The sequence below is a fragment of the Embleya sp. NPDC059237 genome, assembly GCF_042754105.1.
In the GTDB taxonomy this organism is placed as follows: Bacteria; Actinomycetota; Actinomycetes; order Streptomycetales; family Streptomycetaceae; genus Embleya.
This window is the reverse complement of record NZ_JBHZAE010000003.1, coordinates 234,908-256,276: the sequence shown is the minus strand read 5'-3', so window position 1 is coordinate 256,276 and position 21,369 is coordinate 234,908. Positions and strand designations below refer to the sequence as shown.

Genomic DNA, 21,369 nt, shown 5'->3' with positions numbered 1-21,369 from the left:
GTTTCTCCCTTTCCGGCGTACCGGCCCCCATGCGGGTGACATGGCTGGTGCTCGGGTGGCACGGTGGGCCGGCGACGTCGTTTCCAGACTAGGACCCGCCAACCGGATGGATTACCGGGGCGGGGTATCCCGACGCGCGTGCTACGGCGCGGTGTAGCCGCCGTCGACCGGGTGGTAGCTCCCGGTGATGAACGAGGCCCGGTCGGAGAGCAGGAAGGCGACCGGTTCGGCGACCTCCTCGGGGGTGCCGAGTCGGCCCATCGGATGCAGCCGGGTCAGCGCGGCGCGCGCCTTCGGGTCGGCGTCGGCGAGCAGCGGGGTCTCGACGAAGCCCGGACCGACCGCGTTGATCCGGATCCCGCGCTGCGCATACTCGATCGCGGCGGTCCGGGTCAGGCCGAGCACGCCGTGTTTGGCGGCCACGTAGCCGGCCGCGTTCGGGAAGCCGACCACGGCGAGGATCGACGCCACGTTGACGATCGCCCCGCCGCCGCACTCCAGCATCGCCGGGATCTGGTGGCGCATCCCGTGGAAGACACCGCCGAGATCGACGTCGATCACCGTGCGCCAGCCGTCCGCCGGATATTCGCCGGTGAGTGCGTGCGGGCCGGTGACGCCCGCGTTGTTGACCGCTAGGTGCAGGCCGCCGAACGCCGCCACGGTCGCCCGCACCAGCTCCGCGCCGGAGTCCGGGTCGGCCACGTCCACCCGCATGCCCCGGGCGGTGCCGCCGGCCTCGGTGATCTCGGCGGCGACGCGGGCCGCGCCGACGTCGTCGAGGTCGGCGACCACGACCCGAGCGCCGTCGGCCGCGAGCCGCCGGGCGACGGCCGCGCCGATCCCGGAGGCGGCCCCGGTGACGATGGCGGTCCTGGCGGCGAAGTCGGCACTCATGCCTTCGATCCTGGGATCCCGCCACCACACCCGCCCGCCGGAGAGGGCCTATCGGGGGACGCCGGCCGGGGTTACAGACCGTTCAGCGCCACGTCGAGGCCGCGGCTGACGATGTCGGCCTTGACGTCGTCCGGGAGCCGGGCCAGCTCCGTGTCGAGGAGCAGCACGCTCAGGCCGTGCACCGCGGACCACATCACCACGTCGGAATACCTGCGCCGCTCCTGCGGGAGTCGGCCCAGCGCGACCAGTTCGTCCAGCGCCTCGGACATCAGCGCGTACGACTCGTCCGACACGTCGGGCGCGCCGTACGCCTCCCCGTCGTCGCCCTCGACCTCGGCCGTCTGCCGCCGGCCGACCATCGGCTCCTCCTCGGCGCCGCCGAAGAAGATGGTGCGGAACAGCCCGGGTTCGGCGAACGCGAAGCGCACGTAGCCCAGACCCGCCGCGCGCAATCGGCGCATCGCCTCGTCACCGGGGTCCGGGCACGGCTCGCCCTTGGCCAACTCGGCCCGCATCGTCGCCGCGAGCAGCGCCAAGCCGTGGTCCTTGACCGCCACGACCAACTCGTGATGGTTGGCGAAGTGCCGGTAGGCGGCGGTCGAGGACACCCCCGTCGCCCGGGCCACCTCGCGCAGCACGATCGCCTGTGGACCGGCCGCCCGGGCCCGCTCCACCGCGGCCTCGGTCAGCGCGTTGCGCAGGTCGCCGTGGTGATATCCGCGTCGGCTCGGCGTACCGGCGGCTTGCTCGCTTGGCATGGTTCTCCATTCGATCCAGCCCCATGTTGACACCGCGCACATTCAATGCAAAGTTATCAATGCCAACATTGTTATCGGCGTCAACATGACTCGCCGGACTCCGCACCCTCCGTTCCCCACGGATCGCATGGAAGGTCGATGATCATGCTCGAACGACTAGGGGACCTCGTCTTCCGCCGAGCGCGCGCCGTGCTCGTGATCGGCACACTGGTGTTGCTCGTCTCGGCCGGGGTGGGCTTCGGAGCCTTCGGCAAGCTGAAGTCGGGCGGGTTCGACGCGCCGAATTCGGCCTCCACCCGGGCCCAGAACGAGATCAAGGACACCTTCGGCGGTCGCCCGAATGTGGTGATCGAGGTCCGGGCCAAGGACGGCTCCGGCGTGGACACCCCCGCCGTCGCGGACGCCGGACGGCGACTCACCGCCGCCCTCGCCGCCGCGCCGGGCTTCGACCAGGTGGCCTCCTACTGGACCACCAACGCACCCGGCCTCAAGGCCGACGGCGGACGCGGCGCCCTGCTCGTCGCCCACTCGGCCAAGGACGACATCGCCGAACTACCCGAGAGCGCGCGACTGCCCGCCGACAGCCCGCTCCGGGTCCGGATCGGCGGCGACACCGCGATCGGCCCGGCGGTCAGCGGCCAGGTCGGCACCAGTCTCGCGATCGCCGAGTCGATCGCCGTGCCGCTGACCCTGCTGCTGCTCGTGCTCGCGTTCGGCAGCCTGATCGCGGCCCTGGTGCCGCTGGTGATCGGCTTCGTCGCGATCATGGGCACGTTCGCCGAACTGTTCGTCCTCGGCAGCCTCACCGACGTGTCGATCTTCTCGATCAACCTCACCACGGCCCTGGGCCTGGGGCTGGCCATCGACTACGCGCTGCTGATCGTGGCCCGACACCGCGAACTGCTGCACTCCGGACACGACCTGCACGACGCGGTGGTGGGCACGGTGCGCACCGCCGGGCGCACGATCGTCTTCTCCGCCGCGACGGTGGCCGCCGCGCTCGCCGTACTGCTGGTCTTCCCGCAGTACTTCCTGCGCTCGTTCGCCTACGCGGGCATCGGCGTGGTGATCATCTCCGCGCTCGCCGCGCTGATCATCGCCCCGGCCCTGCTGACCGTGCTCGGCCCACGCGTGGAGTCGATGCGCATCCGCGGCATCAAGGGCGTCCAAGGCGCCGAGGCGCCGATCTGGTCCCGACTCGCCGGCTTCGTCACCCGCCGGCCCGTGCTGACCGCGCTGCCCGTGGTCGCGGTGCTGCTGCTCGCCGCCTCGCCGCTGCTCGGAGTCACCTTCGGCACGCCCGACGAGCGGGTCCTGCCGACCAGTACCCAGGCCCGCCAGGTCGGCGACACGCTGCGCGCGGACTACAGCCTCGACGACACCCGCTCGCTCGACGTGGTCCTGCTCGGCACCGGCGCCCAGGCCCCGGTGGACGCCTACGCGGGTCGGCTCGCCGCGCTGCCCGGGGTGACCCGGGTGGACACCGCCGGCCCCGACCGGATCCGCCCGAACGCGCGGCTGATCTCGGTGATCACCACACTGCCCGCCAAGTCGGACGCCGCGCAGGACCTGGTCCACGACGTGCGCGCGGTGCCCGCCCCGAACGCCACCGAGGCCCTGGTCGGCGGCACCGACGCCCGCCTGGTCGACACCAAGGCCTCGATCGGCGACCGCCTGCCGCTCGCCTTCGGGCTGATCGTGCTCAGCACCTTCGTCCTGCTGTTCCTGTTCACCGGCAGCATCCTGCAACCGCTGCGGGCACTGCTCCTGAACGGGCTCAGCATCACGGCCGCGGTCGGCATCACCGTGTGGGTCTTCCAGGACGGGCACCTGTCCGGCCTGCTCGGCTTCACCCCGCTGCCGATGGACACCTCGATGACGGTGCTGCTGTTCTGCATCGCGTTCGCGCTGTCCATGGACTACGAGGTGTTCGTGACCAGCCGAATCAAGGAACTGCACGACGCGGGCGCGTCCGACGCGGACGCGGTCCGCCAGGGTCTGGGTCGCACCGGTCGCATCGTCACCACGGCGGCTGCGCTGCTCGCGGTGACCTTCGTGGCGTTCCTGACCAGCACCGTGAGCTTCCTGCAACTGTTCGGCTTCGGCGCGGCGCTGGCAATCCTGCTGGACGCCACGCTGGTCCGGGGCGTGCTGGTGCCCGCGGCGATGCGCCTGCTCGGCCGGCACGCGTGGTACGCCCCGCCGGTGCTGCGCAGGCTGCACGCGCGGGTGGGCCTGCACGAGTCGGCCCCGGAGTCCGGCCCGGCGCTGCCCGCCCGGGCGGGCGCCGAGCGTGGCGCGGACGTGCCAGGCGCCGTGCGCTGACCTGTGCCGGACACTGCGGCGGCCGGCAGGTTCGCTCACGGACCGCCGCACCCTGTCACGCGGGGGAGGGTGCGGCACACGAAAAGGGGCCGTCCCCGGGATTCGCATCCCGGGGACGGCCCCTTCGTCACATCTCGCGTCGGCTCGCGCCGGCGACTACTCCTTGGTCAGGTTCGGGCCCGAGCCGGTCGCCTCGACGGGCGGCGCGTCCGGCAGCGGTGCCTTCTCCATGCCCTCGAAGGTGAACTTCTCGTCCTTGCCCTCGCCCTCGGTGTCGACCACGATGATCGACCCCGAACGCAGCTCGCCGTAGAGGATCTTCTCGGAGAGGTTGTCCTCGATCTGGCGCTGGATCGTGCGCCGCAGCGGACGGGCGCCCAGCAGCGGGTCGTAGCCCCGCTTGGCGAGCAGCGTCTTGGCGGCCGGACGGAGCTCGATGCCCATGTCCCGGTCGCGCAGCCGCTCGTCCACCTTGGCGATCATCAGGTCGACGATCTGGATGATGTCTTCCTCGGAAAGCTGGTGGAAGACGATCGTGTCGTCGACACGGTTGAGGAACTCGGGACGGAAGTGCTGCTTCAGCTCTTCGTTGACCTTCGCCTTCATCCGGTCGTAACCGGTCTTGACGTCGGACGATCCGGAGAAACCGAGGCCGAAGCCCTTCGAGATGTCCCGCGTGCCGAGGTTGGTCGTCATGATGATGACGGTGTTCTTGAAGTCCACCACCCGACCCTGGGAATCGGTCAGCCGACCGTCTTCCAGAATCTGCAGCAGCGAGTTGAAGATGTCCGGGTGGGCCTTCTCGACCTCGTCGAACAGGACCACCGAGAAAGGCTTGCGACGGACCTTCTCGGTGAGCTGGCCACCCTCTTCGTAACCCACATATCCGGGCGGCGAACCGAACAGACGCGAGACCGTGTGCTTCTCGGAGAACTCGCTCATGTCCAGCTGGATGAGCGCGTCCTCGTCGCCGAACAGGAACTCGGCCAGCGTCTTCGACAGCTCGGTCTTACCGACACCGGACGGGCCGGCGAAGATGAACGAACCACCGGGACGCTTCGGGTCCTTGAGTCCGGCGCGGGTGCGCCGGATGGCCTGGGAAAGCGCCTTGATGGCGTCCTTCTGGCCGATGACCCGCTTGTGCAGCTCGTCCTCCATGCGGAGCAGTCGCGCGGACTCCTCCTCGGTCAGCTTGAAGACCGGGATGCCGGTGGCGGTCGAGAGAACCTCTGCGATCAGTTCCTCGTCGACCTCGGCCACGACGTCCATGTCGCCGGCCTTCCACTCCTTCTCCCGCTTCGCCTTGTCGGCGAGCAGCTTCTTCTCGCTGTCGCGCAGGGACGCGGCCTTCTCGAAGTCCTGCGCGTCGATCGCGGACTCCTTGTCCCGACGCACGTTGGCGATCTTCTCGTCGAACTCGCGCAGGTCCGGCGGCGCGGTCATCCGACGGATGCGCATCCGCGAACCGGCCTCGTCGATGAGGTCGATCGCCTTGTCGGGCAGGAACCGGTCGGAGATGTACCGGTCCGCGAGCGTCGCCGCGGCCACCAGGGCCTGGTCGGTGATCGACACGCGGTGGTGCGCCTCGTAGCGGTCGCGCAGACCCTTCAGGATCTCGATCGTGTGCGGCAGGGACGGTTCCGCGACCTGGATCGGCTGGAACCGGCGCTCGAGCGCCGCGTCCTTCTCCAGGTGCTTGCGGTATTCGTCCAGCGTGGTCGCACCGATGGTCTGGAGCTCGCCCCGGGCCAGCATCGGCTTGAGGATGCTCGCCGCGTCGATCGCGCCCTCGGCGGCACCCGCGCCGACGAGCGTGTGCAGCTCGTCGATGAACAGGATGATGTCGCCGCGGGTGCGGATCTCCTTGAGCACCTTCTTCAGGCGCTCCTCGAAGTCGCCGCGGTAGCGGGAGCCCGCCACGAGCGCGCCGAGGTCGAGCGTGTAGAGCTGCTTGTCCTTGAGCGTCTCGGGCACCTCGCCCTTGACGATCGCCTGGGCCAGGCCCTCGACGACGGCGGTCTTGCCGACGCCGGGCTCGCCGATCAGGACCGGGTTGTTCTTGGTGCGGCGGGACAGCACCTGCATGACCCGCTCGATTTCCTTCTCTCGCCCGATGACGGGGTCGAGCTTGCCCTCGCGGGCCGCCTGGGTCAGGTTGCGCCCGAACTGGTCGAGCACGAGGGACGTCGAAGGCGTGCCCTCCTGCCCGCTGCCGCCCGGGGTCGCGGACTCCTTGCCGCTCGAGTAGCCGGAGAGCAACTGGATGACCTGCTGGCGGACCCGGTTGAGGTCGGCGCCGAGCTTCACGAGGACCTGGGCGGCGACGCCCTCGCCCTCGCGGATCAGACCCAGGAGGATGTGCTCCGTGCCGATGTAGTTGTGGCCCAGCTGAAGCGCCTCGCGCAGCGACAGCTCGAGGACCTTCTTCGCACGGGGCGTGAAGGGGATATGACCGGACGGGGCCTGCTGGCCCTGGCCGATGATCTCCTCGACCTGCTGACGCACTGCCTCAAGCGAGATGCCGAGGCTCTCCAGGGCCTTCGCAGCGACGCCCTCACCCTCGTGGATGAGGCCAAGGAGGATGTGCTCAGTACCGATGTAGTTGTGGTTGAGCATCCGGGCCTCCTCCTGAGCCAGGACGACAACCCGCCGCGCGCGGTCGGTGAACCTCTCGAACATCGTTATCGCTCCTCAGAGCGGTCGTGCAGATCGGGGACGGTCCCCTCCCTGTCCTTCCGCATGCTAGTCCTGCACGCAGGACCGCTCGATTCGTCCGTGAAGACGGGCGACCCACGTGTTGCGGACCGCCTTGGACAACTAGTCAAACCCGATGGTGCGAGACGATGTTCCCGCCGGCCACGTACTGAGGCCGATTCCGAGTACGCCAGAAGCGAACGCGGCATTTTCGATCGCCGGTTTCGCCGTCGATCGCACCGAATCCGGCCGCCGTCGACGACTTCGCTTCCCCGTCTCCCCTCCATGTTCGGGTCATACCCCGGACGACACCTGCTGTATACCGGCAGGTCACGACCGGTGCGTACGCGACCGTGCCGGCACCGGGGGCGGCGCCGCGCGGCGAGCCCTCGAACCATGTCACTCATCGCGGTTGGCATATCACCTTTCGTAACCTCGCTGTCGTCCCGGAGTTGAACACGGTATGGCAGCCACGCTTGTTTTCGCGTCCCGTTCGGCGCCCGTCGTGCCCGGTCCGTTGGACGAGGCCATGTGGTACGCGCGGGCCCTGGGCTGGCCCGCGGCTCCCGGGACGGTCGAGTCGGCCGACCCGATCCCGGCCGCGACCACCGATCCGCGGCTGCTCTCGGCGTATTGGGCCAGCACGCCGGGGGCCGCCGTGCGGCTGGCCGCGGGGGTGCGGTTCGACGTCCTGGACGTGCCGGGCGCGGCCGGGACGTGGGCACTGGACCGGGTCGAGCGCCAGGGGCTGCCGGTCGGGCCGGTGGCGGCGACCGGCAGCGGGCGCACGCAGTTCTTCGTCGCCCCCGGCGTGGCGGGCGACCTGCCCGCGCTGCTCGACTGGCTGGACTGGGCCGACCTGGACCTGGACCTGCGCGCGTACGGCGAGGGCGACACGGTGGCCGCGCCGTTCCCGTGGCCGGCCACCTGGCGCTCGCCCTGGCCCCGGTCGTGGGAACACGCGCGCTGGGTGCGACCCCCGGTCGACCCCGGCCGGATGCCCCCGGTGGACGATCTCGCGGCGCGTACCGCGCTTCCACACGTGGACGTGCGCTTCCCGGACGTCACCCGGCTGATCGGCACGCTGGCGCACGCGTGCCAGCACGTACGGCTGTTCCCGAGGCCGCGGATGCGCGAGCCCAGGCTGCTGACCCACCACCGTCCCGGCGCCGCCTGAGCACCGGGCACAAAACGACACGAGCGGTGCTCTCCCCCGGTACGTACCGGGGGAGAGCACCGCTCGTCTACGGCGTCGGCGATCAGGCGTGGGCCTTCTCGTAGGCGTCGCGGATGTTGCCCGGCACACGACCGCGCTCACTCACGTCGTAGCCGTTCTCCTTGGCCCAGGCGCGGATCTTGGCGGTGTCGCCCGAGGCGGCACCGCCCTTGACCACCTGGCGAACGCCGCGACGGGCGGCGACCCGGCCACCGGTCTTGCGGCCGGCGTCGACGTAGGTCGTCAGCGCCGCGCGAAGCTGCTCTGCGTGCGTGGCGCTCAGGTCGATCTCGTAGGAGACACCGTCGAGCGCGAACGTCACCGTCTCATCGGCCTTGCCGCCGTCGAGGTCGTCAACGAGAAGAATCTGGACCTTCTGTGCCACCAGGATTCCCTTTCATCGGGAGGGTTCACAACGAGCTCAAGAAAAGGAAACCGCTTTCTGCGGGAAAATACAAACCCACGGGCGCGGAACCCCGTCGAGTCGGCAATACGTTACCGGGTTTGTGGTCACGACTTCACCGCACACCACACCGCCGCGGGCAAGAAGCGTCAAGGGGTTCGCCAGCACCGGTCGCGCGATCTCCGCCACACTCGTCCGGTCTACGCGGATCGAGATCACTGCCAGAGATGGAGCAGCATCCGCGTGTTGCCAAGGGTGTTGGGTTTGACGCGTTCCAGATCCAGAAACTCGGCCACGCCCTCGTCGTACGAACGCATCAGTTCACTGTAGACATCGCCGTCGATCGGTGTCTCCTCGATCTCGACGAAGCCGTGCTTCGCGAAGAAGTCGACCTCGAAGGTCAAGCAGAATATCCGTCGAACACCCAGCCAACGCGCGGTCTCCAGAAGTTTGCTGAGCAAGAGGTGTCCCACGCCGAGTCCGGTACACGCCGGATCCACCGCGAGAGTGCGCACCTCGGCGAGGTCTTCCCACATCACGTGCAGGGCCCCGCAGGCGACCACCTCGCTGTTGTCGTCCCGCTCGGCGACCCAAAACTCCTGCACGTCTTCGAAGAGGGTGACCGTGGGTTTGTCGAGAAGGATGCGTAGCCCCACGTACCCATCCACAAGGCGCCGAATGGCCCGCACATCGGACGTTCTGGCACGTCGGATCGTCACTTCCATGGGCTGACGCTATCGCGATCACGATAGGCGTCGCCGCTCCGCCCGGTTTACCACCGATCCGCCCCGGTGGCGGTGGAAACACCCGGATGGACACGCGAAGGCCCGGGCGAGGTTTCCCACCGCCCGGGCCACACGTTCTTCATACATGCGGTGCCGAGATCCGAACCGTGCCCTTGTGGAGTGATCAGGCCGGATATGGACGGATTTCCCCGGCCATTACCGTGTCCGGGAATCAGCCACGCGTGTGCCCGCACAGGCCGCCTCGGCGTCGTCGGTACACGCGTTGCGGATCACCGGCTTGGCACCGGGCGCGCTGACGAAACTCGACCTCGCGATCATCTCGGATCCGGCCGCGCCTTCCGGCACGGTGAGCACGAGAATCAGCGAGACCTCGGCGCCGGGCTTGATCCCGCCGGTCTTCCACACTCCGGTGGCGCTGTCGAATTCACCCTGCGAGGGCTTGGATTCGACCGGTTTCACGCCCGCCGGCAACGCGTTGCGCACGATCGCCGACTTCGCCTCGGTGCCGCCGTCGTTTCGCACGGTCACCGTATGGGTGATCCGGTCGCCGGGCTTGGCCTGCGCCGGGTCGGCCACGCGGCGCAGTTCCAGCTTCGGCGGCGCGGCGACGTCGACGGGCTGCGACGGCGGCACGGCCGGCTTGGTCGGCGCGGGGGTCGCGGTCGCCGTACCGACCGCGGCCAGGTTCGCGCCCACCGCGATGGTCGCCCCGACCGCGACCGCCGCGAGGGCACGTCCCGCTCGGGTTTTCGCTCGCATCATGTCGGCCCACTTTCCGTTCCACAGCTTCCGTTCCACCGCGCAGAAGTCCGCTTTTCTTACGTAGATCATTAATACGATTACGCAGAGTTGCGCCCCGAAGACGCTGCGGATTGCGCCGAACGAATTGACAAGGCCCCCGATCAGCCCAGGGAAGTGCCGAAGATCGCGCGAATCGGCTCACGGCAGCGCGACTCGCAGCGCGTCGCGCAACACTTCGATCTGCTCGGGCGTCATGCCCTCGACGAAGTGCACCAGGGCGCCGGCTCGACCACCGCCGGAGATCCAGTCGTCGCGCATCAACTCGGCGGTATGGGCGTCGCGCGAGTGCACCGCTTCATAGAGATAGGCCCGCCCGACCAACCGGCGGCGCAGCAGTCCCTTGCGGAACAGTTTGTCGAGCACGGTCATCACCGTCGTATAGGCGGGCTCCCGATCGGGCAGCAGCGCCTCCTGCACCTCGCGTACCGACGCGGGGCTGTTGCGCCGCCAGATCCGGAGCATCACCTGGGCTTCGAGTTCGCCTAGTCGATTCATGTCCCGCCCTTCGGGAAACCTCGTCGGGCCGTGAACTGCGTCACGCCTGCCGCGATGCCTCCTATGCGGCGTCGTAGAGGGAGCTTCATCCGAATTTGCCCGATTTCAAACGGGGACCGTCGGTTCGGCGGGATCGGGGCCGGGCGTGGGGTGCGGGTTTTGCTACTACGCGATGACGTAGTGTCCGCTCCGTTACGACTTGGTGGATATGCGGCGGATTGTTACCACTGGTGTCGGCCCCGTCGTCGACACCCCGAGGTATTCGTGCCGTACTCCCCCGCTTCCCCACCCACCGAAGTCCCCGCCACGCCCGTCGACCGCCGCGCCCGGTTGCGCGGCGCGCGTCCGGGTCGGGCGGTCGTCGTGGTCTCCGGCCTCGCGCTGCTGGCCGTGGCGGTCACCGCCGGTGTCCAGGGCGCGGGGACGGACTCGACCGGGAAGCGGGCGGCCGGTGCGGCGAGCGCGGATCCGGAGACGGCGCGGCGGCTCGCCGATCGTGGCGCGGACGTCGCGGCCCGCTCCGAGGAGCGCTCGACGCTCGACGCGGCGGGGTCGGCGGAGGCGGCCCGCCAGGCCCGCGAGACGCGCGAGGCGGAGCAGGCGGCCGCCGAGGCGGAGCAGGCCCGGGAGGCCGAGGCGGAGCAGGCCCGGGAGGCCGAGCGCGCGGCCCAGGCCGAACAGGCCGAGCGGGAGGCCGCGGCGGCGCGGGCGGACGCGGAGCGGGCCGCCTCGGGGTGGGTCCTGCCGACCTCGGGCTACACGCTGACCGGCCGCTTCGGCAACAGCGGCGCACGCTGGGCACACACGCACACCGGCCTGGACTTCGCCGCTCCCTCGGGCACCCCGATCCGCGCCGCCGCGGCCGGGACCATAACCTCCGCCGGTCCGGCCGGCGCCTTCGGCAACCGCATCGTGCTCAGCCACCCCGACGGCACCCGGACCTGGTACTGCCACCAGTCGCGGTTCGCCAAGACCTCCGGCTCGGTGGCCGCGGGCGAGGTGATCGGCTACGTGGGCACGACCGGCAACTCGACCGGCCCGCACCTGCACTTCGAGGTGCACCCCGACGGCGGCGCGGCCGTGGACCCGAACACGTGGCTGACCGGCCGGGGCGTCAAGCCCTGACCGGACGACGGGCGCGGCGGGTCGGCCGCCGCGCTCAGTGCCCCGGGGCCAGCGAGTCCAACCAGTCCCACCAGCCGCCGTCGGCGATCAGCGCGGCGAGTTTGGCGTAGCCCACGGCGTCGCAGTGCGCGCCGTCGCCGTACGCCTCGATGCCGGCCCACCACTGCGGGTCCTCGCGCAGCGCGCGCTGTATCGGCACGAACGGGATGCCCCGCGCGGCACAGGTCTTGGCGTAGGCGTCCTCCAGCGCGAGCGCGGCCTCACCGTGGTCCCGCTCGCCGGGGACGGGCGGCGCGCCGACCACCAGGCAGGTCCAGCGGGCGCCGGTCGCGGTGTCCAGTATCGCGTCGAGATTGGCGACGCTGTCGGCGTGGGCGACCCGGCGGCGGCCGTTCTCGATCCGCACGTCGTTGACGCCGAACGCGAAGACCATGCCGGTGCCGTCGGCGTGCCGCATCCTCGGTACGGCCTCGCCGTACCAGCGCTCGGCGACGTCGGCCGAGGTCTCGTACCGCACGCCCAGGTTGTACGCGGTCACCTGCCGGCCCCGGCGACGGGACTCGGCCGCGAGGCGGCCGACCCATCCGCCGCCGGAGAGGTCGCCGACACCTTGTACGAACGAGTCGCCGGCGACGCAGATCCGGAGATCGGGGGCTGCTGCTTCCATGCGGCCGACCCTATGCGTACGAACGGGTGACGCGCCCGGAAATGCGACAGGAGCCCCCTCGGGGGCGACGAACCGTCACCGAGGGGGCTCCCGTCGAGTCGATCAGTCGGTGGTCGGCTTCACCAGCGGGAACAGGATCGTCTCGCGGATGCCGCGACCGGTGAAGGCCATGATCATCCGGTCGATGCCCATGCCCACGCCGCCGCTCGGCGGCATCGCGAACTCCAGCGCGCGCAGGAAGTCCTCGTCGATCCGCATGGCCTCGACGTCGCCGCCCGCGGCGAGCAGCGACTGCTCGGTGAGCCGCCGGCGCTGCTCGACCGGGTCGACCAACTCGGAGTAGCCGGTGCCCAGTTCCATGCCGAAGCCGATCAGGTCCCACTTCTCCGCGACGCCGGCGACACTGCGGTGCTGGCGGGTGAGCGGCGATGTCTCGATCGGGTAGTCGCGGACGAAGGTCGGCTCGATCAGGGTGTGCTCGACCAGCGCCTCGAAGATCTCCTGGACGAGCTTGCCCTGGCCCCAGGACTTGTCGTATTCGATCTCGCGGGCGTCGGCGAGCTTGCGCACGGCCTCGATCGGCGTCTCGGGGGTGACCTCCTCGCCGAGCGCCTCGGAGACCGAGCCGTAGACGGTGATCTCGCGCCAGTCGCCGGAGATGTCCACCTCGCGGTCGCCGTAGCGGAAGATCTGCGAGCCGAACACGTCCTGCGCGACGTGCTGGTAGACCTCGCGGGTGAGGGTGGCCACCGTGTTGTAGTCGCCGTACGCCTCGTATGCCTCGAGCATGGTGAACTCGGGGTTGTGGGTCGAGTCCGCGCCCTCGTTGCGGAAGTTGCGGTTGATCTCGAAGACCTTCTCGGCGCCGCCGACGACCAGGCGCTTGAGGTACAGCTCCGGCGCGATGCGCAGGTACAGGTCCATGTCGTACGCGTTGATGTGGGTCACGAACGGGCGCGCGGTGGCGCCGCCGTGCACCGGCTGCAGCATCGGCGTCTCGACCTCCAGGAAGTCCCTGGCGTCGAACCACTCGCGGATGGCGCGCACGATCCGGCTGCGGGTGCGCAGGATCGCCCGCGACTCGTCGTTGACGATCAGGTCGACGTAGCGCTGGCGGACCCGGGCCTCGGGGTCGGTCAGGCCCTTGTGCTTGTCCGGCAGCGGACGCAGGCACTTGGACGTGATCGCCCAGGAGTCGACCATGATCGACAACTCGCCGCGCCGGGAGGTGATCACCTGGCCCTCGACACCGACATGGTCGCCCAGGTCGACGTCGCTCTTCCAGGCGGCCAGCGACTCGGCGCCGACGCCGTCCAGCGAGACCATCACCTGGATGTCGCCGTCACCGTCGCGCAGCGTGGCGAAGCACAGCTTGCCGCCGGTGCGGTACAGCACGACCCGGCCGGTCACGCCGACCCGGCGCCCGGTCTCCACATCGGCTTCGAGGCCGTCGAACTCCGCACGCAGCGCGCCCACCGTGGTGGTGCGGGGGAAGCCGACCGGGTACGGGTCGGTCCCCTCCGCCCGAAGCCGGTCGAGCTTGTCGCGGCGAACCCGCATCTGCTCGGGAAGGTCGTCGATCTGCGGCTGCGCTGCGCTCTGCTCGGTCACGGGACAAGGCTACCGACCCGCCGTCCGACCCTCGAACCGGTTCTCCCCGGTCCGGACGAGCCGCCCCGACCGTCACTCGGCAGGCGGGCGGGGCGATCCCGCGGCGCCGGCGCGGGACGCCCGGTGGCGCCGGTACCCGACGAACCCGACGGCCGCGACCGCGAGAGCCGCCACGGCCCAACGGGCGACCAGTGCCGCGGTCGACAGGCCGCCGGAGGTGGCGGAGGTGGAGGTGGCACCGGTTTCGGGGATCGCCGGCGGAGGCGGGCCGGCCTCGTCGCTCCGCATCGGCTCGGGTGTCCCGATGGTCGGGGGCGTCCCGGGAGCCACGGGGAAGGCGATGTGCACGAAGTGGCCCGGCGTCGTCCCCGCCCCCGTCATGCTCACCTGCGCGCTGCCGCCCGAGCCGGGTTCCGCCACGGCCTGCATGTGGTAGTCGACACTCTCGCCCGCGGCCAGATCCGCGATCACCGGACATGTGTAGGCACGGGGACCCCGGTACTGCGGTTGGCAGAGCTTGCTGCCCGCCGCCCCGATGTTCGGAGGCAGGTTCACGGTCACGTCGAGGAGGTGCCCGTACGCCGGACCCGGACTCACGTTCCGCACCCGGACGGAAAAGTCGACGTAGGTCGCCGAAGAGCCCATGCCGACGGGGTGGGTGTCCACGACGACGCCGTCGGACAGCGCGAAATCGGCCTGGACGGAGCGAATGTCCATCCGCTCGTTCCACTTGGGGTCGTAGAGGTCGCCGAAGGGGCGGTAGAGAGCGCCGTCGAGTCTGTCGACCTCGGCGAAGACGAGCGCGGGTCCGTCGCCACGACGGGCTCGACCGTGCCGAGCCAACCAATCGTCGAGATTTCGCCGCTCGAAGTTCTGCACCTCGACGGTGAAGTGCGAGACCACGACGTCTTGCGCAACGCCGAGGCCGACGCGACTCGTCGGCCGATATGTGGTCTGGGCGCTGAAGGGTCCGGTGGCCACACACAGGGCCTCGGGTGGTTCCACGCCGTCGGCGGACGAGTAGTAGCAGTTGCCGAACCGCTCGCGAAAGTCGACGCCCGGTCCCGTTCGCATGTGCACGACGAGGTCCCCGACGGCCTCGTCGTCCCTGTTGCGGAACATGGGTGCGGCGTCGACCGTCCCGTCGGCCTGCACCGGCACGGGATTCTTCAGCCCGTAGACGTTGGGCGGTGCGGGGTCCTTCGACACCGTGAACTCGGTTCTCGCGACGAGGACTCGCCCGTCGCCGGCCACGACCTTCAGGCCGAATCGCTCCTCGGGAGCCCGCGGTCCGTTGCGGGTACCGACGCGCATCGGCGGCAGTTCGCGGTAGCCGTCGACCGTGCCGACGGGGCAGTCGAGGAGGCCCTCCTCCCTGCCGCATGCCGGCAGGCCCACGTGGTAGTCGGTCATCCGTGTGGTGTCGATCAGGATCCGCACGTCCTCGACGGCGCCGCCGGAGGAGGTCAGCCACAGGTCGAACCCGGAGGTCGGCGCCGCCTCGTTCACCACGACATCGTTGATCGTGATGTGGGAGGACACGAAACCGAGAGTCAGGGTCGGTCCGGCGGCGCGCGCCGGGGTCACCGCGGCACCGGCGCCGAGCAGTACGAACGCGGCGACGATCGCCACGAGGGCTCGCGCGCGGGACAGACAGGTATGGAGCACGACGATCCCCCAGGCTCGACCGGACGAAGTGAGCGTACGACCCGGAGGCGGCGGGTTCAGCGGTCCGGGGCGGATGCGTTGCGACGGCGCCGGAGGACGAGGGCGACGCCGATACCGACGGCCAGGAGCACGGCCGTCACCCAGCGGGCGGTCAGCGCGGTCGTGGACAGGCCGGAATCACCGGCGGACTTCGGGGCGGCGGATCGGTCGATCGGCGGCTGGGGAAGCTCCGGCGCGCTCTTGGGCTTCTCGGACGCGTCGGGCAGGGCGGACGGCGCGGTGTTGATCGGGGCTCCGGGCCGAATGACGGTCCGTACACGCCACACGGGCTTGTACAGATCGAAGGACGCGTATCGGTCGCCCTGGAGTTGCGCGACCTCGGTGAAGTCGAGCGCGGGTTCCGTACCGGGCTCGGCATCGCCGTGCCTCGTCACCCAATCGGTCACGGTTCGTCCGTCGAACTTCCCCACCGCGGCGTCGAACCAGGTGGAGGAAACACCCGCGGAGATGTCGAGCACGACCGGGGTCGCCGGCTGGTACGTGGTGGATTCGGTGAAGGGCCCTTCCGCGACGCACAGGGCCTCCTCCGGCTCCCGATCGCTGCCACTGCCGCCGCCGCGAGAGTAGTGGCAGTTGGTGAACCTGTCCCGGAACCGGGCACCCGGGCCCGCCCGGAGAAAGACGATGAGATCTCCGGGAATCCCGTCCTCGACGCGGAACATGGCGATGGGATCCACGGTCGAGTCCGCCCGCACACCGATGGGCTGTTTCAGCTGGTAGGCCTTGGGCACATCGGGAGCCTTCGACACCGTGAACCAGGTCTTCGGAACCAGGATTCGCCCGTCGTCGGTCTCCGCCTGCACACTGAATCGCCCCACCGCACGGGCATCCGTCTTCCGGTTCGAACCCACGATCATCATCGAGGGCAGTTCGTGGTAGCCGTCGACCGTGCCGACGGTACAGACGTGGATCCCCGAATCGTGGGTGCACGGGTCGTCCGGTTGGCCCGGGTACGGGTAGCCGCTCATTGCGTAGGGCTCGATGCCCGTGGTGTCGAACCGGAGCCGCACATCGTCGACGGGCCCCCCGGAGGAGGTCAACCAGAGGTCGAACCGGTAATTCGGGCGGCTTTCCGCCGGATAGGTATCGTCCATGAAGAGGTCGGACGAGAAATAGCCCAGCGCCAGACCCGACCGGGCGGCATGCACCGGGCCGACCGCGGCGCCGACGGAAAGCAGCATGATCGCCGCGAGGATCGACCCGAGTGCGCGAACCCGGGATGTGCAGGAGCGGAACAAACGATCCCCCAAGAGTCCGACCCGACCACAGGAGCGGATGACCCACCCGCGACCCGCCCCACCGTACGCCCCACCCGAAGCCCTCCCGGCCCGGCGGCCGTTGCGCCCGGGACGGCGTGGATGCCGCCCTTCGCGCCAGTAAGGCCTTGGCGAGCTCGACCTCGAACCGGAGTTCAGCCGGTGCCGGTCTGGAGGATTTCCGGGGTGGGGAGTTGTCCGAGGACGCGGCCTTGGCGGCGATGGGGGATCACCTGGGAGAGGGTTTCCGTCGGCCGGACGTCGACGGTCGGCGGCGTTGTCGGAGCCTCTTCGAGGGTGGATTCCGGTGTGGGTGCCTCGTGTTCGAGAGTTGGCGCTTCGGGCTCGTGGGCTTCGGGTTTTTGGACCTCGGGGGCCCTGGTCTCGGGCTCGTGCGCCTCGGGCCCCGTGGCTTCCGGCTCGGAGTGCTCCGATCCGGCGGCCTCAGGGGCGGTGGGCTCGGTTGCCTCGGGCTCGACGACTTCCGGCTTCGGCGCTGCGGGTTCGACGGGCTCGGTCGCGGCGGGCTCGACGGCGGCCGGCTCGGGCGCGGCGGGTGCGTGCGCCTCGGCCTCCGGCGTCGTGGGTTGCGCCGGCGCGGGGGGCGGGGTGGGTCGAGCGGTGCCGGCCGTCCGACGCGACGGCGGCGGAGCGGCTGTCGCGCGGCCCGGGATGAGGATGTCCAACGGGTCCGGGCGGGTGGCGCGGTCGGCTTCGGCGGCGGCTCGGCGGTGGGCGCGGGCGGTGAGGCGTTGTTCGAGGGCGGCCTCGGCCAAGTGCGTGCAGCGGCGCAACAGGGCCGCGCGGCTCGCCCGTTCGTGGGGGCCGCAGGGGAGGTCGACGACCGTGCGCAGCGCGGCCAGGTCCTCGGCCGACGGCACGTGCGCGATCTCGTCCACGGCGTTGCGCAGGCAGGTCAGGAACGTGGCCGCGCTCCCCGGCAACGCGGCGCGATAGCGGCGCAGTTCGGCCGACATGAAGGCGCGCAGCCGCTCCCGCTCGTCGTGCGCCTCGCCGATCGCCCGGCCCAGCAGCCAGAAGTCGACCGAGTCGCGCCCGCCGCGCAGCGCGACGGTCAGCGCCCGACGCAGCACCCGCACCTCGTGCGCGCTGAAGGCCATCCCCTGGTCACCATGTGGCGTCGGCATACCACGCACTGTATGCGGCGAGCCGGACAATCCTGCTTATTTCATGCTTGTGTTTTTCCGACTTGGACGGCGAATCCGGGCCCGGCCCGCGCTCAGACCGTCGCGTTGCGCTCGTACACCATCCGCAGCCCGATCAGGGTCAACCACGGCTCGTGCACGTCGATCACCGACGCCTCGCCCAGGACCAGCGTGGCCAGCCCGCCCGTGGCCACCACCGTGACCGCGTCCGGGTCGTCCGGGGACAACTCGGCCGCCATGCGCTTGACCACACCGTCCACCTGGCCGGCGAAGCCGTACAGGATGCCGGCCTGCATCGCCTCGACCGTGCTCTTGCCGATCACGCTGCGCGGGCGCATCAGCTCGATCTTGCGCAACTGCGCGCCGCGGGCGCCCAGCGCGTCCACCGAGATCTCGATGCCGGGGGCGATCGCGCCGCCGACGTACTCGCCCTTGGTGCTGACCGCGTCGAACGTGGTCGCGGTGCCGAAGTCGACCACCACGCACGGGCCGCCGTACAGCTTGACGGCCGCGAGCGCGTTGATGATCCGGTCGGTGCCGACCTCCTTGGGGTTGTCCATCAGGACCGGCACGCCGGTCTTGACCCCGGGTTCGACCACGACCGTGGGGATGTCGCCGTAGTAGCGCCGCACCATGTCCCGCATCTCGTGCAGCACGGACGGCACGGTGGAGCAGATCGCGATGCCGTCGATGCCCTCGGCACCGATCAGCGGATGCTGGCCGAGCAGGCCCGCGAGGACGACCGCGAGTTCGTCGGCGGTCCGCCGGGCCTCGGTCGAGATGCGCCAGTGCTCGACGATCTCGTCACCGTCGAACAGGCCGAGCACGGTATGCGAGTTACCGACGTCGATGGTGAGCAACATCGTGGGCGTCCTTGGTGTTCTGGCTCGGGCCGTGGGGGACGGAGCGCGGCTTCGGGAGGGCGGGAGGAGCGCGGACGGTTGATCCGGTGAACGGTACCGGTCGCTCAGGCGCGCAGGTCCACACCGATGTCCAGGATCGGGGCGGAGTGGGTCAGCGCGCCGATCGAGAGGTAGTCCACACCGGTCTCGGCGACCTCCCGGGCGGTCCCCAGGGTGAGCCCGCCACTGGCCTCGAGTCGGGCCCGGCCCGCGACCAGGGCCACCGCCTCGCGCATCTGTCGGGTGCTCATGTTGTCCAGGAGGATCAGGTCGGCACCCGCCTCCAGGACCGGCGGGATCTGCTCGAGGTGGTCCACCTCGACCTCGACGGGAAGGTCCGGGAACGCCGCCCGCACGGCCTTGAACGCCTCCGCGACCCCGCCCGCGGCGACGACGTGGTTGTCCTTGACCATCGCCGCGTCGGACAGCGACATGCGGTGGTTGACCCCGCCGCCGCAGCGCACCGCGTACTTCTCCAACGCGCGCAGACCCGGCGTGGTCTTGCGGGTGTCCCGGATCGCGGCGCCGGTGCCGTGGACCGCGTCCACCCACGCGCGGGTGACGGTCGCCACCCCGGACAGCCGGGAGAGCAGGTTCAGCGCCACCCGCTCCGCGGTGAGCAGCGCGCGGGTGCCCGTCTCGGCGCCGAACAGCACCGTGCCGGGCGCCACCGCGTCGCCGTCCCGGACGTGCCGGGTGACCACCAGGTCGGCGCCGCAGACGAATTCGAGGACCGCCTCGGCGACCGGCAGGCCCGCGACCACACCCGCGGCGCGGGCGGTGAAGTCGGCGTGCCCGCGCGCGGTTTCCGGGATGGTGGCCACCGAGGTGACATCCACGCCGCCGGCCAGGTCCTCCGCGACGGCGGCGGCCACGAGCGCGGCGACGGCGAGCGGGTCGAGCCCGGCCTCGGCCAGGCGCGCGGTGAGGTCGGCGGACAGCTGGTCGGTGCTCACTCGGTGGACTCCTTCGGTTCGTGGGCCTGATAGGCGACCCGCAGCTCGCCATCGCGCAGCGTCGTGACCAGATTGCCGCGCCATGCCGTGTCGTCGGGGTCGGGGTGGTCCTCGCGCCAGTGGCAGCCGCGCGTCTCCTCGCGCAGCCGCGCGGCACGAGTGAGCGCGCTCGCGACCAGGTGCAGGTTGGTGGTCTCCCACGTCGACGTGCACGGATCGTCGCCGGCGCGCGCCGCGAGGCCGGTCAGCGCGGCCTCGGTCGCGGCCATCCCGGCCTCGTTGCGCAACACCCCGGCGCCCGAGGTCATCGCGCGTTGCAGCGGCAGGCGCACCGCCTCGCCCAGCAGCCCCGCGGGTGCGCTCGGTGCGACCGGCTCGGCGAACGGCGGCAGTTCCCCGGCCAGGTCGGCGGCGATGCGCTCGGCGAAGACCAGGCCCTCCAGAAGCGAGTTGGAGGCGAGCCGGTTGGCGCCGTGCACACCGGTGCAGGCCACCTCCCCGCAGGCGTACAACCCCGGCACGCTCGTGCGGCCGTGCAGGTCGGTGCGGACCCCTCCACTCGCGTGGTGCGCGGCGGGAGCGACCGGGATCGGCTCGGTCACCGGGTCGATCCCGTGCGCCAGGCACGCGGCCAGGATGGTCGGGAAGCGGTGCTTCCACATCTGCGCGCCGAAGTGCCGGCCGTCCAGGTACATGTGCTCGGCACCGGTCTCGGCCATCCGGCGCATGATGCCCTTGGCCACGACGTCGCGCGGGGCGAGTTCGCCGAGCGGGTGTCGGTCGGTCATGAACCGTACGCCCGCCGCGTCCACGAGGTACGCGCCCTCGCCGCGGACCGCTTCGGAGACCAGCGGCTGCTGTCCCTCGGCGTTCGGGCCCAACCACAAGACGGTCGGGTGGAATTGCACGAATTCCAGGTCGGTGACCTCCGCCCCGGCGCGCAGCGCGAGCGCGACCCCGTCACCGGTGGACACCGAGGGGTTGGTGGTGGATGAGAACACCTGGCCCATGCCGCCGGTGGCGAGCACGACGGCCCGACCCACCGCGGCGCCCACCCCGTCGCGCGCGCCCTCGTCCATCACGTGCAGCGTGACCCCGGCGGCCCGCCCGCTCTCGTCCTTCAACAGGTCGAGCACGAGCGCGTTCTCGATCACCTCGATGTCGGGCAGGGCGTGCACCGCGGCGACCAGCGCGCGCGATATCTCCGCCCCCGTCGCGTCGCCGCCCGCGTGCACGATGCGGTTGCGCAGGTGGCCGCCCTCGCGGGTGAGCAGCACGTCGCCGTCGGGGCCCCGGTCGAACTCGGCGCCGGTGTCGATCAGTCGGCGCACCGCGTCGGGGCCCTCGGTGACCAGCACCCGGACCGCGTCCTCCAGGCACAGCCCGGCGCCGGCCACGAGCGTGTCGCGCAGGTGCTGTTCGGGGCTGTCGCCCTCGTCGAGCGCGGCCGCGATCCCGCCCTGCGCCCAGCGGGTGGAGCCCTCGTCGAGCCGGCCCTTGGTCACCAACAACACCCGGCCGGCCCGCCGGGCCCGCAGCGCGACGGTCAGGCCGGCCACGCCGGAGCCGACCACGATGACATCGGCCCGTACGGTCCAGCCGGGATCGGGCGCGGCCAGGCGCATG

At 70.8% G+C, this 21,369-nt stretch carries 18 protein-coding genes; 3 read left to right on the top strand and 15 right to left on the bottom strand.

Annotated features, from left to right (window positions below; genetic code table 11):
- Window positions 1–141 precede the first annotated feature (141 nt).
- Window positions 142–894, bottom strand: coding sequence for an SDR family NAD(P)-dependent oxidoreductase (locus ACFXKZ_RS11745; RefSeq protein WP_379999077.1), 753 nt, complete (start codon window positions 892–894; stop codon window positions 142–144).
- A 71-nt stretch (window positions 895–965) separates the two neighbouring features.
- Window positions 966–1,652 (bottom strand): TetR/AcrR family transcriptional regulator, encoded by a 687-nt coding sequence (locus ACFXKZ_RS11740; protein WP_379999075.1) that lies wholly within the window; start codon window positions 1,650–1,652, stop codon window positions 966–968.
- A gap of 144 nt (window positions 1,653–1,796) precedes the next feature.
- Between ACFXKZ_RS11740 and ACFXKZ_RS11735 the strand changes: the two genes are divergently transcribed.
- Window positions 1,797–3,977, top strand: coding sequence for an MMPL family transporter (locus ACFXKZ_RS11735; RefSeq protein ID WP_379999996.1), 2,181 nt, complete (start codon window positions 1,797–1,799; stop codon window positions 3,975–3,977).
- Between the two features lie 156 nt (window positions 3,978–4,133).
- On the opposite strand, the gene ACFXKZ_RS11730 is transcribed toward ACFXKZ_RS11735, so the two are convergent.
- Window positions 4,134–6,656: an ATP-dependent Clp protease ATP-binding subunit gene (locus tag ACFXKZ_RS11730; RefSeq protein ID WP_126639262.1), complete on the bottom strand. Its 2,523-nt coding sequence runs from the start codon at window positions 6,654–6,656 to the stop codon at window positions 4,134–4,136.
- 478 nt (window positions 6,657–7,134) lie between these two features.
- Between ACFXKZ_RS11730 and ACFXKZ_RS11725 the strand changes: the two genes are divergently transcribed.
- Window positions 7,135–7,848 carry an SCO3374 family protein gene (locus ACFXKZ_RS11725; RefSeq protein WP_379999073.1) on the top strand — a complete coding sequence of 238 codons (714 nt, stop codon included), beginning with the start codon at window positions 7,135–7,137 and terminating at the stop codon, window positions 7,846–7,848.
- A gap of 82 nt (window positions 7,849–7,930) precedes the next feature.
- Here ACFXKZ_RS11725 and ACFXKZ_RS11720 read toward each other — a convergent pair whose 3' ends face one another.
- The 4 genes from ACFXKZ_RS11720 to ACFXKZ_RS11705 form a co-directional block, all read right to left on the bottom strand.
- Window positions 7,931–8,272 carry an Lsr2 family protein gene (locus tag ACFXKZ_RS11720; protein ID WP_379999071.1) on the bottom strand — a complete coding sequence of 114 codons (342 nt, stop codon included), beginning with the start codon at window positions 8,270–8,272 and terminating at the stop codon, window positions 7,931–7,933.
- Between the two features lie 233 nt (window positions 8,273–8,505).
- Window positions 8,506–9,015 carry an amino-acid N-acetyltransferase gene (locus ACFXKZ_RS11715; protein WP_379999069.1) on the bottom strand — a complete coding sequence of 170 codons (510 nt, stop codon included), beginning with the start codon at window positions 9,013–9,015 and terminating at the stop codon, window positions 8,506–8,508.
- A gap of 216 nt (window positions 9,016–9,231) precedes the next feature.
- On the bottom strand, window positions 9,232–9,798 hold the full coding sequence (locus ACFXKZ_RS11710; RefSeq protein ID WP_379999067.1) for a DUF11 domain-containing protein: 567 nt from the start codon (window positions 9,796–9,798) through the stop codon (window positions 9,232–9,234).
- A gap of 177 nt (window positions 9,799–9,975) precedes the next feature.
- Window positions 9,976–10,332: a BlaI/MecI/CopY family transcriptional regulator gene (locus ACFXKZ_RS11705; protein WP_379999065.1), complete on the bottom strand. Its 357-nt coding sequence runs from the start codon at window positions 10,330–10,332 to the stop codon at window positions 9,976–9,978.
- Between the two features lie 264 nt (window positions 10,333–10,596).
- Between ACFXKZ_RS11705 and ACFXKZ_RS11700 the strand changes: the two genes are divergently transcribed.
- Entirely contained in the window at window positions 10,597–11,457 is an 861-nt protein-coding gene (locus ACFXKZ_RS11700) for a peptidoglycan DD-metalloendopeptidase family protein (protein WP_379999063.1), read from the top strand.
- 34 nt (window positions 11,458–11,491) lie between these two features.
- Here ACFXKZ_RS11700 and ACFXKZ_RS11695 read toward each other — a convergent pair whose 3' ends face one another.
- From ACFXKZ_RS11695 to ACFXKZ_RS11660, 8 genes are all read right to left on the bottom strand, one after another.
- Window positions 11,492–12,124, bottom strand: coding sequence for a GDSL-type esterase/lipase family protein (locus ACFXKZ_RS11695; protein WP_379999061.1), 633 nt, complete (start codon window positions 12,122–12,124; stop codon window positions 11,492–11,494).
- A gap of 102 nt (window positions 12,125–12,226) precedes the next feature.
- The gene (lysX, locus tag ACFXKZ_RS11690; RefSeq protein ID WP_379999059.1) at window positions 12,227–13,735 is read right to left on the bottom strand and encodes a bifunctional lysylphosphatidylglycerol synthetase/lysine--tRNA ligase LysX; all 1,509 of its coding nucleotides are present in this window, start codon (window positions 13,733–13,735) and stop codon (window positions 12,227–12,229) included.
- A gap of 72 nt (window positions 13,736–13,807) precedes the next feature.
- Entirely contained in the window at window positions 13,808–15,403 is a 1,596-nt protein-coding gene (locus ACFXKZ_RS11685; protein WP_379999057.1) for a hypothetical protein, read from the bottom strand.
- 56 nt (window positions 15,404–15,459) lie between these two features.
- On the bottom strand, window positions 15,460–16,644 hold the full coding sequence (locus ACFXKZ_RS11680) for a hypothetical protein (RefSeq protein WP_379999055.1): 1,185 nt from the start codon (window positions 16,642–16,644) through the stop codon (window positions 15,460–15,462).
- Between the two features lie 230 nt (window positions 16,645–16,874).
- Window positions 16,875–17,867, bottom strand: coding sequence for a hypothetical protein (locus ACFXKZ_RS11675; protein ID WP_379999053.1), 993 nt, complete (start codon window positions 17,865–17,867; stop codon window positions 16,875–16,877).
- Between the two features lie 92 nt (window positions 17,868–17,959).
- Window positions 17,960–18,748 carry a type III pantothenate kinase gene (locus tag ACFXKZ_RS11670; RefSeq protein ID WP_379999051.1) on the bottom strand — a complete coding sequence of 263 codons (789 nt, stop codon included), beginning with the start codon at window positions 18,746–18,748 and terminating at the stop codon, window positions 17,960–17,962.
- A gap of 104 nt (window positions 18,749–18,852) precedes the next feature.
- Window positions 18,853–19,743 (bottom strand): carboxylating nicotinate-nucleotide diphosphorylase, encoded by an 891-nt coding sequence (nadC, locus tag ACFXKZ_RS11665; RefSeq protein WP_379999049.1) that lies wholly within the window; start codon window positions 19,741–19,743, stop codon window positions 18,853–18,855.
- Window positions 19,740–21,368 carry an L-aspartate oxidase gene (locus ACFXKZ_RS11660; RefSeq protein WP_379999994.1) on the bottom strand — a complete coding sequence of 543 codons (1,629 nt, stop codon included), beginning with the start codon at window positions 21,366–21,368 and terminating at the stop codon, window positions 19,740–19,742. Before ACFXKZ_RS11660 ends, nadC begins: the two co-directional genes overlap by 4 nt.
- Window position 21,369 lies beyond the last annotated feature (1 nt).

Bases quoted from the DNA above. Each gene is read 5' to 3' on its own strand.
- ACFXKZ_RS11745 (WP_379999077.1), bottom strand. From the start codon at position 894: ATGAGTGCCGACTTCGCCGCCAGGACCGCCATCGTCACCGGGGCCGCC.
- ACFXKZ_RS11740 (WP_379999075.1), bottom strand. From the start codon at position 1,652: ATGCCAAGCGAGCAAGCCGCCGGTACGCCGAGCCGACGCGGATATCAC.
- ACFXKZ_RS11735 (WP_379999996.1), top strand. From the start codon at position 1,797: ATGCTCGAACGACTAGGGGACCTCGTCTTCCGCCGAGCGCGCGCCGTG.
- ACFXKZ_RS11730 (WP_126639262.1), bottom strand. From the start codon at position 6,656: ATGTTCGAGAGGTTCACCGACCGCGCGCGGCGGGTTGTCGTCCTGGCT.
- ACFXKZ_RS11725 (WP_379999073.1), top strand. From the start codon at position 7,135: ATGGCAGCCACGCTTGTTTTCGCGTCCCGTTCGGCGCCCGTCGTGCCC.
- ACFXKZ_RS11715 (WP_379999069.1), bottom strand. From the start codon at position 9,015: ATGGAAGTGACGATCCGACGTGCCAGAACGTCCGATGTGCGGGCCATT.
- ACFXKZ_RS11710 (WP_379999067.1), bottom strand. From the start codon at position 9,798: ATGATGCGAGCGAAAACCCGAGCGGGACGTGCCCTCGCGGCGGTCGCG.
- ACFXKZ_RS11705 (WP_379999065.1), bottom strand. From the start codon at position 10,332: ATGAATCGACTAGGCGAACTCGAAGCCCAGGTGATGCTCCGGATCTGG.
- ACFXKZ_RS11695 (WP_379999061.1), bottom strand. From the start codon at position 12,124: ATGGAAGCAGCAGCCCCCGATCTCCGGATCTGCGTCGCCGGCGACTCG.
- ACFXKZ_RS11680 (WP_379999055.1), bottom strand. From the start codon at position 16,644: ATGCTGCTTTCCGTCGGCGCCGCGGTCGGCCCGGTGCATGCCGCCCGG.
- ACFXKZ_RS11675 (WP_379999053.1), bottom strand. From the start codon at position 17,867: ATGCCGACGCCACATGGTGACCAGGGGATGGCCTTCAGCGCGCACGAG.
- ACFXKZ_RS11670 (WP_379999051.1), bottom strand. From the start codon at position 18,748: ATGTTGCTCACCATCGACGTCGGTAACTCGCATACCGTGCTCGGCCTG.
- ACFXKZ_RS11660 (WP_379999994.1), bottom strand. From the start codon at position 21,368: ATGCGCCTGGCCGCGCCCGATCCCGGCTGGACCGTACGGGCCGATGTC.